At 71.4% G+C, this 12,625-nt stretch carries 11 protein-coding genes; 3 read left to right on the plus strand and 8 right to left on the minus strand.

All coding sequences use genetic code 11. The annotated features are described in order from the left end of the window. Positions 1-4: 4 nt before the first annotated feature. The 4 genes from ACZ7MY_RS16490 to ACZ7MY_RS16505 form a co-directional block, all read right to left on the minus strand. Positions 5-1,276, minus strand: a complete 1,272-nt coding sequence (locus ACZ7MY_RS16490; protein ID WP_499602420.1) for a hydrogenase expression protein HypF — start codon at positions 1,274-1,276, stop codon at positions 5-7. Continuing rightward, positions 1,266-1,889: a DUF6114 domain-containing protein gene (locus tag ACZ7MY_RS16495; RefSeq protein WP_499602422.1), complete on the minus strand. Its 624-nt coding sequence runs from the start codon at positions 1,887-1,889 to the stop codon at positions 1,266-1,268. Before ACZ7MY_RS16495 ends, ACZ7MY_RS16490 begins: the two co-directional genes overlap by 11 nt. 93 nt (positions 1,890-1,982) lie before the next feature. Beyond that, positions 1,983-2,606: a DUF6230 family protein gene (locus ACZ7MY_RS16500; protein ID WP_499602423.1), complete on the minus strand. Its 624-nt coding sequence runs from the start codon at positions 2,604-2,606 to the stop codon at positions 1,983-1,985. A gap of 618 nt (positions 2,607-3,224) precedes the next feature. Next, on the minus strand, positions 3,225-4,184 hold the full coding sequence (locus ACZ7MY_RS16505) for a tetratricopeptide repeat protein (RefSeq protein WP_499602425.1): 960 nt from the start codon (positions 4,182-4,184) through the stop codon (positions 3,225-3,227). A 191-nt stretch (positions 4,185-4,375) separates the two neighbouring features. Here ACZ7MY_RS16505 and ACZ7MY_RS16510 point away from each other — a divergent pair, with 191 nt between their 5' ends. Together ACZ7MY_RS16510 and ACZ7MY_RS16515 are read left to right on the plus strand one after the other, a co-directional pair. Beyond that, positions 4,376-4,993, plus strand: a complete 618-nt coding sequence (locus ACZ7MY_RS16510; protein WP_499602426.1) for a TetR/AcrR family transcriptional regulator — start codon at positions 4,376-4,378, stop codon at positions 4,991-4,993. A 202-nt stretch (positions 4,994-5,195) separates the two neighbouring features. Beyond that, entirely contained in the window at positions 5,196-6,341 is a 1,146-nt protein-coding gene (locus ACZ7MY_RS16515) for a DUF3103 family protein (RefSeq protein WP_499602428.1), read from the plus strand. A 138-nt stretch (positions 6,342-6,479) separates the two neighbouring features. Here the strand turns inward: ACZ7MY_RS16515 and icmA are convergent, their stop codons facing one another. From icmA to ACZ7MY_RS16530, 3 genes are all read right to left on the minus strand, one after another. Next, on the minus strand, positions 6,480-8,180 hold the full coding sequence (gene icmA, locus ACZ7MY_RS16520; RefSeq protein ID WP_499602430.1) for a coenzyme B12-dependent isobutyryl-CoA mutase large subunit: 1,701 nt from the start codon (positions 8,178-8,180) through the stop codon (positions 6,480-6,482). Positions 8,181-8,332: 152 nt separating this feature from the next. Then, the gene (locus ACZ7MY_RS16525) at positions 8,333-8,662 is read right to left on the minus strand and encodes a DUF3817 domain-containing protein (protein WP_499602432.1); all 330 of its coding nucleotides are present in this window, start codon (positions 8,660-8,662) and stop codon (positions 8,333-8,335) included. A 60-nt stretch (positions 8,663-8,722) separates the two neighbouring features. Further along, positions 8,723-9,229, minus strand: coding sequence for a MarR family winged helix-turn-helix transcriptional regulator (locus tag ACZ7MY_RS16530; RefSeq protein WP_319163135.1), 507 nt, complete (start codon positions 9,227-9,229; stop codon positions 8,723-8,725). A 417-nt stretch (positions 9,230-9,646) separates the two neighbouring features. On the opposite strand from ACZ7MY_RS16530, the gene ACZ7MY_RS16535 reads away from it, so the two are divergent. Continuing rightward, positions 9,647-11,272: a M4 family metallopeptidase gene (locus ACZ7MY_RS16535; protein WP_499602434.1), complete on the plus strand. Its 1,626-nt coding sequence runs from the start codon at positions 9,647-9,649 to the stop codon at positions 11,270-11,272. A gap of 102 nt (positions 11,273-11,374) precedes the next feature. Here the strand turns inward: ACZ7MY_RS16535 and ACZ7MY_RS16540 are convergent, their stop codons facing one another. After that, complete coding sequence (locus tag ACZ7MY_RS16540) at positions 11,375-12,598, minus strand: MFS transporter (RefSeq protein ID WP_499602437.1); 1,224 nt, start codon at positions 12,596-12,598, stop codon at positions 11,375-11,377. Positions 12,599-12,625 lie beyond the last annotated feature (27 nt).

Genomic DNA, 12,625 nt, shown 5'->3' on the forward strand with positions numbered 1-12,625 from the left:
GGACTCAGTCCGCGGTGTTGTACACGTGCATGCCGGGGAGCCTCAGCGTGCCGCCGAACTGTCCGGCCTGCACGACCGTGACGTTGGTGAAGAACGCGGCCGGCACGTTGACCGGGGGCGGGGTGTCCGGGGTGAACTCGATCGGGATGAGCCCGAAGAGGTTGCCCTTCAGCGACTCGGTGTACATCGTCACCGTGCCGTTGCGGATCGTCGAGGTGCTGCCCTTGCGGGCGTCCACGTGCCCGACGGTGCCGTTCGGCCCCACGACCTCCTGCTTCAGGTCCTTGATGTCCACGCCGGTGGCGGTGAACTTCAGGACCTTCTTGACCTTCCCGCTCCAGGTCTTGACCTCGACGATGCCCTTGTAGTCGAGCCCGGTCAGGGTCAGCAGGCTGCTGCGCAGGACCCAGGGGTCGTCCGGCAGCAGCGACTGCGTCTCCTGGTAGGCGGCGTCCGCCAGGGCCTGCGCGTCGTGGGTCGGGCACGGGAACGGGGTCTTGCCGTCCTCGGACACCGCCGGGGTGCTCTCGGCGGGGTCCGGGGCGTCCGCGGCCTTCCCGGTGGTCTCCGAGAGCTTGTCGGCCGCCTCCGACACGGTCTTCTTCAGCGCCTCGGTGGTGTCCTCGGCCTTCTTCTTCACCGTGCCCGTGGAGGCGCTCGGCTTGGGAGCGGCCGACGTGGCGCCCGGGGAGGGCGTCGTGGACGGCGTGGGGGTCGCGGTGGCGGCCTCCCCGCTCTTCTTGCCGAGGCCCAGCAGGTCCCCCAGGGCGTCGCCGACGCCCAGCGGGTCCAGCGGGTTGCTCTGCTTGGTCGCCGACGGCGAGGCGGACGGGTCGGGCGCCGTCGTCCCCGAGCCGCCGGAGGAACCGCCGCCGCCCTCCTCGCCCTTGCCGCCCCCGTCACCGGAACCGGTGGAGGGGTCGTGCGACGAGGGGTCCCCGGACGGGGTCGCGGTCGGGGTCGGGGTCTTGGTGGCGCCGCTCGACGGGGTGGCGCCGGACGTCGCGGACTGCGACGGCTCGTCGGGCTGCTCGACGCACTTCGTGCCCGAGAAGGGGTTCCTCGGCAGTTCGTCGGCAGAGGCCAGCCTCGGGGTCAGTCCCATGCCCATCAGGACCGCCGTCGGCATCGCGGCCAGGGCTATCGCCTTGCCCGCGGGCATCTGCAGCTTGGTCAGCAGCGACTTCCTCGGTGCCGCGTGCCGCGGCCCCGTTCTCTCACGGGTGCCGCTGCCGGCGGCGACCCCGGAAGCGGGCTGGACCTCATCACCCCGCACTGTGCCTCCCGTTCGCGTCTACGGTCTCGGCGCCGTCCACCGGGTGCTGCGGCGCGGTGCCTGCCTGGTCGGCGGCCGGACCGGCGTCCGGGTCCGCCGGGTACTCGCCGTAGGCCGCCGCGTAGGGGGAGCCGGGCGGCGGCACGTAGCCGGTGTCGCCGTCGTCGCCCGTGCCGCTGCCGGGCAGTTCCGCCGGGTCCGCGCCGCCCTCGGCGGGCGGTGCTCCCGGGGCCCAGGAGACGGCGAGGGCACCGCCGACGAGGCCCAGCAGGAAGCCGATCAGGAAGCCGCCGAAGTTGGAGACCACCAGCGACACCAGCGACAGCAGGATCGACGCGACGCCCGAGAAGACGCGCACCGCCGACTGGAACCACATGGTCAGGCCGAGCACGACCAGCAGCACGCCGATGATCAGCGAACCGGACCCGGCCGTGGTGGCCATGGTCAGGCTCAGCGCGCCGAGCGAGAGATGGGCGTACGGGAAGTACGCGATGGGAAGTCCGGCCAGCAGCGTCAGCAGGCCCGCCCAGAACGGCCGCTGCCCGCGCCATACGCGGAAGCGGAACCGCCAATAGCCGAACCGGCCCCTCAGTCCGTGTGTCTCGGCGCTCATGGAAAACAGCTCCCTGGGACTGGCGTTTCTTGAGAAGAGTCGGGGGTGAGGAAGGTGAGGGGCATCCCGTGCCCCCCACCCCCTCCGGTCAGGCTAGAAGCACTCGATCTTCGGGCCGGAACCCATCTTCACCGACATGCTCAACCCGCTGAGCTTGAAGGTGCCCGCGCTGGTCGCCCAGGCGGTCTGCTCCACACCGGTGAGGTGGGCCTTACGGGCCTCCTGGGCGAAGGAGCCGGGGACGATCTTGTCGCCGGCCTTCACTCCGGGGCCCTGCTGGGTGTCCTCAGCGGCGACACCGATGTTGATGTCGGTGAACTCCGCATCGGCGTCGAGCTGGTCGAGGTCGATGTAGAGGTTCTTCGCCTCGACCTTCTTGCCGCCGTTGCCGGCGCCGAGCCTCAGCGTGACGTCGCCGATCGGCGTCGGCACGACCACGGACTGGCACAGTCCGGTGATCGTGGCCGAGTCGAACGCGGAGACCGCGACCGGGATCGGCTTGCCGCCGTGCTGGATGTCCAGGGCTCCGTACTGGACGAAGCCGTCACCGTCCAGGTCCTGGGCCTTGACCTTGAACTGCTGGCCGGAAACGCTGAACGACGCGGCGAGCGCGCCCTGACCCAGGGCCACGCCTATCGCCGCGGTGGCCGCGATGCTGGGCACCATGACGACGGCGAACCGCTTCCATCTGGTACCGCCGCGGATGAGCGACTCCATGACTTTCCTCCTTCTCGGACGTACATCTCCGGCCGGAATCGTGGGGATTGCGGCGGGATGGGAGAAGTGCTACGTCCTCGGGAAGGAGAGCGCCGTATCGACGGCCGTCACGCGGGAAAGAGCGGACGACACTGTCCGAAAATCGGCGATCACCCCCGAGCGACAACCACATGGCCACGCTCTCGCGCAACCTGCTGGACAGGCCCTGCCGGACGGCAGAGACCCCCCTGTCCCCGGTCCGCGTCCGCTGCTGGCACAGCTTCGGCGGTCCGGCCCGGTGGGGACCCGCTCGCGATCGGACGGCTGGATGCCGACTTCTCGGCGACGGACCGGGCTTGGCCGATCGTGGTCCATTCGGCGCCGCTGCACAAGGGGCGTCGTTACTAGCGGGTAACGGTGCGATAACCCAGGAGATATGGTCTAGACCATAGTCGCTACACTGAGTAGTTGCGATGAGGGTGTGAAAATCACCCATCGGGTGATGGTTCCGGACAGAGTGCCGTCACTCTCTTACCGGAAGTAACAGCGGCCGCGCTTCATCAAGATTTGGTAAAGCGCGGCCGGTCCTGTACCGGGCTCGAAATGGCTTTCGAGGCACCGCCACCTTATGTGATCAGGTCAGAACAGCACTCGCGCGAGGGCCGCACGGGCGGCCGTCACCCGGGGGTCGTCGGCGCCGATCACCTCGAACAGCTCCAGCAGCCGCAGCCGTACGGTGTCGCGGTCCTCGCCCACGGTGCGCCGCACCGTGTCCACCAGGCGGCCGAAGGCGTCCTCGACATGGCCGCCGACCAGGTCCAGATCGGCCACGGCGATCTGCGCCGCCACGTCACCCGGGGCGTCGGCCGCGGCCTTGCGGGCGGCCTGCGCGTCGGCGCCCTCCACCCGCTGCAGCAACTCGGCCTGCGCCAGGCCCAGCTTCGCCTCGGCGTTGGCCGGGTCGTCCGAGAGCACGTTGCGGTACGCCTGGATCGCGCCACCGAGGTCGCCCTGGTCCAGGGCGTCGTGTGCCGCCGAGAGCGCGATCTCCTGCGGGCTGGGCGGCCGCTCCTCGACGACCGGCACCTCGGCGCCCTCCTCGACCGGCACACCGGTGATGCCGAACCGCTGCTCGGCCACGGCGACCAGCTGGTCCAGCACCTCACGGATCTGGTCCTCGGGAGCGGCGCCCTGGAAGAGCGGCATGGCCTGGCCGGCCAGCACCGCGAACACCGCGGGAATGCCCTGCACGCCGAACTGCTGCACCAGCAGCTGGTTGGCGTAGACGTCGATCTTCGCGACGACGATCCGGCCCGCGTAGGAGCCGGCGAGCCGCTCCAGCGTCTCCTGCAACTGCACACTCGCGTCCGCGCGGTCGGTCCAGAAGTGGACGACGACCGGGACCTCGGTGGAACGCTGCAGTACATCGCTCTCGAAGGTGGCCTCGGTGACCTCGGTCACCAGGGCGGGGGCGGCGGGCGCTCCCCCGTGGCGGGCGGCTTCCGCGCGGGCCTGCTCGGCCTTCGCCTTGGCCTCTCCGGCCGCCTTCACCGCGGCGAGGTCGACCACGCCGCTCATGGACATGTTCCGTGGCTGCATGAGACCAATCCTCCCCCCTCGTCGCGGTTCCCGGGGAATCGCCCCCCGAAAGCGCCACTTCCGGCGCGGAACGATGACGCACCGCTCGGCGCGAGGTCCCCGTCCGCGCGCGGTGGCCGTCATCCTTTCGATACGACCCGTAGCGTAACTGTACGGTCGCATCCCACGCAACGGGGATAGGGTTCCCAGCCATGTGCGCGCGTGAAACAGGCAGAAGGACCGGACGTCCCCGCAGCGCGGAGGCCGACCGGGCGATCCTGGACGCCGCACGGCAGGCCCTGGTCGAGCTCGGCTGGGGCAAGCTCACCATGGGTGACGTCGCGGCCCGCGCGAGGGTGGCCAAGACCACCCTCTACCGGCGCTGGGCGAACAAGAACGAGTTGGTCGTGGACGCGGTCGCCGCGCTCTTCGACGAGCTGGAACTGCCCGACCGCGGCAGCCTGCGGGCCGATGTGGAGGGCGTCGTCCTGCAGTTCGCCGCCCTGCTGGAACAGCCCGCCACCCGGACCGCGCTCATGGCGGTGGTCGCCGAGGCCACCCACGACGAGGCGTTGCGGCAGCGGATCCGGGAGGCGATCGTCGACCGGCAGAAGCGCCTGGTCGTCGAGGGCCGCCGGCGCGCGCAGGAACGCGGGGAGATCCCGCCGGACGACGGCGACCCCGCCCCGCAGGTCGACCTGATCTTCGACGTCATCGCGGGGGCCGTGGTGCACCGCGCCCTCGTCAGCTGCCAACCGGTGGACGCCGACTGGGCGGCCCGCTTCACCACGGTCCTGCTGGGGGGCCTCGCGGCAGCCCCGACGATCTAGCCGTCGCCCGGAGTTCGACCGGTCTTCCGCCACCGAAGCCTCAACACCCCTTGCCCGCATGGCATGTCATCGTCATGCTTACCGGCGGGTCATCTACTCGCATAGACAACCCGGCGGCCAGGCATGGCCGTTGCTCGGCGTTCCCTCGTTCCACCTTGTCAGCGCGTCCATTGATCGCTCGCCCCCAGGAGGATCGATCCACGTGAGACACCCTCACACCGGTCGGCGCGGCGTCGTCGCCACCATGGCCACCGTCGCCGCCTCGCTGATCGCCCTGACGGCCGCCCAGAGCGCCACCGCGCTCCCGGCGACCGCCACCTCGCGCGCCCACGCCCCGTCGTCCGCCGTCACCGTGGCGGAGGACCAGGCGGCACGCGCCATCGCCGGCTCCCTCTCCGACGCCTCGTGGCGCGCCCGTGTCCGCCACGCGGCACTCGCCTCGGACGAGGTGGCCGTCACCGAACTCGCCGGGCCGCGGCTGCGGTCGACCCTCGCCGACGCCGACCGGCGGATCGCCGCCGCCAAGGGCCTCGGCGCGGACGTCGGTTCCCTGCTGCGGCTGCGCCTCGGGGACGACTCGATGCGCGGTGCGCTGGCCTCCGGCGTCACCCCCTGGGTGGCCGCGGCCAGTTCGGACGAGGACGTCCGCACCGTCACCGCCTACGACAGCCGGGGCCGCGCCCACCGGCTCGACGCCCGTACCGCTCCCACCCACCCGGTGTACGTCGTCGACATCGACGGCTCCAAGGCGCTGGCCGCCGGCCTGGACGTGCTCCAGGGCGAGCTGGACCGGCAGGGCCTGACCTCCGCCGCCCCGCGCTCCGCGGCGAAGTCCTCCTCGGCCTCGGCGGCCGGGGCCGGCTTCTGGACCACGCGCATCACCCAGGTCCGGCTCTCCGACGACGAGGAGCCGTGGGTCAAGGGCGACGCCGAGATCTACACCCTCGTCACGGGCTTCGGCCAGGACGGCGTCGTACGGGTCGACCCCGTCGACATGCCGTACCTGGACAACGACGGGACGACGTACAGCCCCAACCAGATCCTGGTCAACTGGTCGCTGTACAAGTACAACCTCGCCGACGCCGTGATGATGGAGGACGACGGCAGCACCAACTACCGCGACCTGGCGAAGGCCATCGCGGGGGTCCTGCTGACCATCGCCGACCAGGGCACCTACATCCCGCTGGTGAACGCGGTCCTGGACGCCGTCCCGGACGACTGGTGGACCGACGACCCGGACTACGTCGACTCCTGGTACACGCTGGCGCAGAGCGACAACGGCACCCGCTACGGCGCCCGCGGCAACGGCTGGATGACCCTGCAGCCGTACTGGGTCGAGCAGTTCTGAGCGGTGTGCCCGCCGCCCCCCGGGCTCCGGGGGCGGCGGGCACGGGAGCGGGGCCCGGCGGGAACAGCGCGTGTTCCCGCCGGGCCCCGTGTCCTTCGTCGCGTGCGGGGTGCGGCGTGCCGTGTGTCGCGTGCCGCTTCAGAAGCGGGCGGGCTCCGTGTAGCTGCCCCACTCGTCGCGCAGGGCGCCGCAGATCTCGCCGAGGGTGGCCTCGGCGCGCACCGCGTCCAGCATCGGCTCGATCATGTTGCTGCCGTCCCGGGCGGCGGTCAGCATCGCGTCCAGCGCCTTGCGGACCGCCGCGTCGTCGCGCTCGCCCTTGCGGCCGGCGAGCACGCGGACCTGCTCGCGCTCGACCTCGTGGCTGACCCGCAGGATCTCCAGGTCGCCCGTCACGGAGCCGGTGTGGCAGTTGACTCCGACGACCTTCTTGTCGCCCTTCTCCAGGGCGCGCTGGTACTCGAAGGCGGCCTCGGCGATCTGCCCGGTGAAGTAGCCGTCCTCGATGCCGCGCAGGATGCCCGAAGTGATCGGCCCGACCGGGTGCCTGCCGTCCGGCACGGCGCGGGCGCCGAGCTCCCTGATCTTGTCGAAGATCTTCTCCGCGTCCGCCTCGATGCGGTCGGTCAGCGCCTCGACGTACCAGGCGCCGCCCAGCGGGTCGGCCACGTTGGCGACGCCGGTCTCCTCCATGAGCACCTGCTGCGTGCGCAGCGCGATCTCCGCCGCCTGGGCACTGGGCAGCGCCAGGGTCTCGTCCAGGGCGTTGGTGTGCAGCGAGTTGGTGCCGCCGAGGACCGCGGCCAGCGCCTCCACGGCGGTGCGGACCACGTTGTTGTACGGCTGCTGGGCGGTCAGCGAGACGCCGGCGGTCTGGGTGTGGAAGCGCAGCCACTGCGCCTTGTCGGTCTTCGCGCCGTACACGTCGCGCATCCAGCGGGCCCAGATCCGGCGCGCGGCGCGGAACTTGGCGATCTCCTCGAAGAAGTCCAGGTGCGCGTCGAAGAAGAAGGACAGGCCCGGCGCGAAGGTGTCGACGTCCAGTCCGCGGGACAGGCCCAGCTCCACGTAGCCGAAGCCGTCGGCGAGGGTGTACGCGAGCTCCTGCGCGGCCGTCGAGCCGGCCTCGCGGATGTGGTAGCCGGAGACCGACAGCGGCTTGTACGCCGGGATGCCCGCCGCGCAGTGCTCCATCAGGTCGCCGATCAGGCGCAGGTGCGGCTCGGGGGCGAAGAGCCACTCCTTCTGCGCGATGTACTCCTTGAAGATGTCGGTCTGCAGGGTGCCGTTGAGCACCGCGGGGTCGACGCCCTGGCGTTCGGCGGCCACCAGGTACATGCAGAAGACCGGCACCGCGGGGCCGGAGATCGTCATGGAGGTGGTGACGTCGCCGAGCGGGATGTCCTTGAAGAGGACCTCCATGTCGGCGGCCGAGTCGATGGCGACACCGCAGTGGCCGACCTCACCCAGCGAGCGGGGGTCGTCGGAGTCGCGGCCCATGAGGGTCGGCATGTCGAAGGCGACCGACAGACCGCCGCCGCCCGCCTCGAGGATCATCTTGTAGCGCTCGTTGGTCTGCTCGGCGTTGCCGAAGCCGGCGAACTGGCGGATCGTCCACGTACGGCCCCGGTAGCCGGTCGGGTGCAGTCCGCGCGTGAAGGGGTACTCGCCGGGCCAGCCGATCCGCTCGAAGCCGGGTACGTCGGCGCCCGCCGGCGGGCCGTACACGGGCTCGACCGGGTCGCCGGAGAGCGTGCTGAAGTCGGCCTCGCGCTTGCGCGCGGCGTCGTAGCGCGCCTGCCAGCGACTGCGCCCCTCCTCGATGGCTGCAGCGTCCATGCCGTGTCTCCGCCTCTCTCGCCCACCGGGCCGGTCCCCGTACCACGAGGATGCCCCCTACAAGGCGAAAATACTAGGACGTCCTAGTACCTGTCGACGGCGGATCCCCCCGTCCGTCGAACGAGGGGAGGAAGTAGCTGGTCAGGCCGGTCTCAGACCTTGACGGGTTCACCCGCGGGGACCACCAGGGGGGCGACCTCGCGGCGCACCTTGCGCTCGACGAAGAACGCGGCGGTGGGAATGGTCCCTGACAGCAGCACCCAGGCAAGCTTGCCGAACGACCACTTCGCCTTGGAGCCCAGGTCGAAGGCGAAGACCAGGTAGATGATGTACAGCACACCGTGGACCTGGGAGACGGCGAGCGTCACCCCCTCACCGGTGTCGAAGCCGTACTTGAAGACCATGCAGGTGCAGAGCACCAGCAACATGACGGCGGTGATGTAGGCCATCACCCGGTACCGGGTCAGGACGCTGCTTTTCATGGCGACGAGCCTAACCGGTGCGATTCCGGCACCGTCCCCCGGCCCGGCGCCGGGGGCGCCCTACTCCTCGAAGTCCCCCGCGGCTATCCGCAGCGGGCGCAGCAGGTCGAAGATCTCGGCGCACTCCTCGTCGTCGTACGCGCCGAGCCCGAACTTCATCCCCATGAGGTCCTCGGTGGCGGCCTCGCACACCTCGCGGCCCTTGGCGGTGATGGAGGCGAGCGTGCCGCGGCCGTCGTTCGGGTTGGGCCGCTTCGCGACGAAGCCGGCGGCGACCAGGCGGTCGACGGTGTTGGTGACCGAGGTGGGGTGCACCATGAGCCGTTCGCCGATCTTGGACATCGTCAGCTCGCCCTCCTTGCTGAAGGCCAGCAGCACCAGGGCCTCGTAGCGGGCGAAGGTCAGCCCGTAGGGCTTGACGACGGAGTCGACCTGGGAGAGCAGGATCTGCTGGGCCCGCATGATCGACGTGATCGCGACCATCGAGGGCACGCGCCCCCAGCGCCGGGTCCAGATCTCGTCGGCACGGGCGATGGGGTCGAAGGGCAGGCTCAGCGGCTTGGGCACAGGCCCGAGCCTACCCGTCGGTCACATGCTGGGCAGCGGCGTCTCGCGGGGCGGGACGGCGCCGTCCGCCGGCGCCATGGCGCGGGTGATCGTACGCCGGGATCCCGTCACACGTATTACCGCGGTGTTTCGGCCACCCCGGAACCGGATCGTGACCGGAAAGCCGCCCTCCCCGGGGAGGGTTTCCCCTACTCCTCGGATGGAGTTGTCACCCTTTGGGCCGGGAGATGGCCGCATGGGCGGGGGCCGCCGTCGTGCGAACCGGCCAAGACATGAAATGCACCTGTCATCAACCCGCCGTTCGGTGCGAGGCTCTTTGGCGCGCGGAACACCGCGCTACCCCCACACCGCCCCGGTCCCCCACACGACCGGGGTCCTCGCCCGTCGCCCCCACGCGACGGGACCCAAGGAGTCACATTGCGCAAGAAGCTGGCAATCGGCACCCTCGCCGCCGCCTCGGCGCTCCTCGCCGGCGGTCTCCAGTCCTTCACCGCGACCGCCCAGAGCGCCCCCACCGCCCAGGGCATCGCCGCCTCCCACGCGCAGGCCCTCTCCGACGCCCGCGGCCAGGCCGCCGGCCTCGCCGGGAGCCTCGGCCTGGGCGACCGCGAGCAACTCACCGTCAGGGACGCCGTCGTCGACCCGGACGGCACCCGTCACCTGCGCTACGACCGCACCTACGCCGGCCTGGAGGTGCTCGGCGGCGACCTGGTGGTGCACCAGGACGCGAACGGCGCCACCCGGTCCGTCTCGCGCGCGGTCACCACGAGAATCGCACCCGCCACACTCACGCCCTCCGTCACGGCCGCCGCCGCCCGGGAGAAGGCCACGTCCACGGTCAAGGGCCTGCTGAAGACCCCCCTCGTCAAGGGCGAGGAGCCGCTGAAGGCGGTGGGCGAGGCCGCGGCCCCGCAGGAGGTCGTCTGGGCCGTCAGCGGCACGCCGCGCCTGGCCTACCGGACCGTGGTCCACGGCACGCAGGCCGACGGCACCCCGAGCGCGCTCAACGTGATCACCGACGCCGCCACCGGCGCCGTGATCCAGCGCTACGAGGGCATCCAGACCGGCAGCGGCACCGGCGTCCACGTCGGCTCGGTCCCGCTGACCACCACGAAGTCCGGCAGCACCTACACGCTCAAGGACGCGAGCCGCGGCGGCATCTACACCACGGACCTGAACAACCGCACCAGCGGCACCGGGACCACCTTCTCCGACACCGACGACGTCTGGGGCAACGGCTCCGCCACCAACCGCCAGTCGGCCGGCGTGGACGCCCAGTTCGGCGCGGCGGCGACCTGGGACTTCTACAAGAACACCTTCAGCCGCTCCGGCATCCGCAACGACGGCAAGGGCTCCCTGTCGCGCGCCCACTACGGCAGCAACTACGTCAACGCCTTCTGGGACGACAGCTGCTTCTGCATGACCTACGGCGACGGCTCGGGCAACACGCACCCGCTGACCGCCCTCGACGTCGCGGGCCACGAGATATCCCACGGCGTCACCAGTGCCACGGCCGGCCTGACCTACGCCGGGGAGTCCGGCGGCCTCAACGAGGCCACCTCCGACATCTTCGGCACCATGGTGGAGTTCTACGAGAACCTGCGCTCGGACACGCCCGACTACCTCATCGGCGAGAAGATCGACATCAACGGTGACGGCAGCCCGCTGCGGTACATGGACAAGCCGTCCAAGGACGGCGCCTCCGCCGACTACTGGTCGTCCTCGGTGAAGAACCTCGACGTCCACTACTCCTCGGGCGTCGCCAACCACTTCTTCTACCTGCTCTCCGAGGGCAGCGGCGCCAAGACCATCAACGGCGTCAGCTACAACAGCCCGACGAAGAACGGCTCCACCGTCACCGGCATCGGCCGCGCCAAGGCCGCGGCGATCTGGTACCGCGCGCTGACGGTGTACTTCACCTCGTCCACCAACTACGCCAAGGCCCGCACCGCGACCCTCAGCGCGGCCAAGGACCTGTACGGCAGCGGCTCCGCCGAGTACAACGCGGTCGCCGCCGCATGGACCGGCGTCAACGTCAGCTGACCCACGACCGGTTGACCCGACCGGCACCCCCATCACTCGTGGTGCCGCGGACCGCCCCATACGGTCCGCGGCACCACGAGCACGCGTTCACCCCCCGGCCCCTCACTTCCCGCCGGCGGCCGTCCCCCGCACCCGCGCCAGCACCACCAGCACGCACACCGAACCCACCCCGGCCGCCGACGCCGTCACCACGTGCGGCCGCACGAACTCCGCCGACGCACCCGCCATCGCCATCCCCAGACCCTGGATCGTCATCAGCCCCGCCGACTGCAACGTCATCGCCCGCCCCCGCAACGCCTCCGGCACCGCCGCCACGAACCACTGGTCGAGCCCGAGGGTGTAGGCGGCCGTCAGGCCCGTGGTGAACATCGCGGCGACGGCCAGGGGCAGGGAGGGGCGGAAGGCGAAGAGGGCGTACGGCAGGAGGGAGCACGCGGCGAGGGGGACGGTGATGCGGGCGCGGGCCGCCGGGGGCAGGAAGGCACCCGCGAGGAGCTCGCCGAGGACGGTGCCGACGGGCATCGCCGCCATGAAGAGGCCGAGACCCGGCGTGCCGGCGCCGATGGAGTCGGTGTACGGGGCGGCCAGCGCCTCGGGGAACACCACGAAGAACGGCTGCACCCAGCAGAGCAGCAGCAGCGCCCGCACCCGGGGGTCCCGCATCAGGCGGCCGCTGCCGCCGGCGGAGCGCGCCGCGCCGACGCCGCGTGCCGGGCGCCGCGCCGTGCCGAGGCGCAGCAGCAGGGCGGAGCCCAGGAAGGCCGCCACGGTGATCGCCAGCGCGGCCCGGGGCGGGAGGACGACCAGCAGGAACCCGCCGATGCCGAAGCCCACGATCTGCGCGCCCTGGGCCACCATGCGGATCAGGGACCGGCCCAGCACGAAGGTGTCGCCGGGCAGGATGTCGGCCAGGCTCGCGGCCCGGGTGCCGGTGAACACCGGGGCGATCATCGCCATCACGCACCGCAGCCCCAGCAGGACGGCGATCGGCGTCCCGGGCAGCACCATCCCGGCGGCGCACACCGCGCACAGCAGGTCGCAGACGACGAGCACCCGGCGCGGCGGGAAGCGGTCGGCGATCCCGGCGAGCAGGGTGCCGCTGAGCGCGTACGGCACGAAGCCGAGCGCGAAGGTGAGCGCGGTCAGCAGCGGGGAGCCGGTGAGCCGGAACACCAGCACGGACAGCGCGATCTCGGCGACCACGGTGCCCTGGAGCGACAGCACGTGTGCCGCGAAGACGGCCCGGAACTCCCGTACGGCGAAGACCGCGCGGTAGCCGCGCCCGGCGGCCTGCCCGGCCGCGGTGGTGTCGGTGTTCAGCGTCATGGGCGCAGCCTGGCGGGCGGGAGGGGG

Source organism: Streptomyces sp. NPDC111520 (assembly GCF_055635295.1).

What these genes read in the sequence shown, in the direction of transcription:
- ACZ7MY_RS16495 (WP_499602422.1), bottom strand. Translation starts at nt 1,889, where the DNA reads ATGAGCGCCGAGACACACGGACTGAGGGGCCGGTTCGGCTATTGGCGG.
- ACZ7MY_RS16500 (WP_499602423.1), bottom strand. Translation starts at nt 2,606, where the DNA reads ATGGAGTCGCTCATCCGCGGCGGTACCAGATGGAAGCGGTTCGCCGTC.
- ACZ7MY_RS16505 (WP_499602425.1), bottom strand. Translation starts at nt 4,184, where the DNA reads ATGCAGCCACGGAACATGTCCATGAGCGGCGTGGTCGACCTCGCCGCG.
- ACZ7MY_RS16510 (WP_499602426.1), top strand. Translation starts at nt 4,376, where the DNA reads ATGTGCGCGCGTGAAACAGGCAGAAGGACCGGACGTCCCCGCAGCGCG.
- icmA (WP_499602430.1), bottom strand. Translation starts at nt 8,180, where the DNA reads ATGGACGCTGCAGCCATCGAGGAGGGGCGCAGTCGCTGGCAGGCGCGC.
- ACZ7MY_RS16525 (WP_499602432.1), bottom strand. Translation starts at nt 8,662, where the DNA reads ATGAAAAGCAGCGTCCTGACCCGGTACCGGGTGATGGCCTACATCACC.
- ACZ7MY_RS16540 (WP_499602437.1), bottom strand. Translation starts at nt 12,598, where the DNA reads ATGACGCTGAACACCGACACCACCGCGGCCGGGCAGGCCGCCGGGCGC.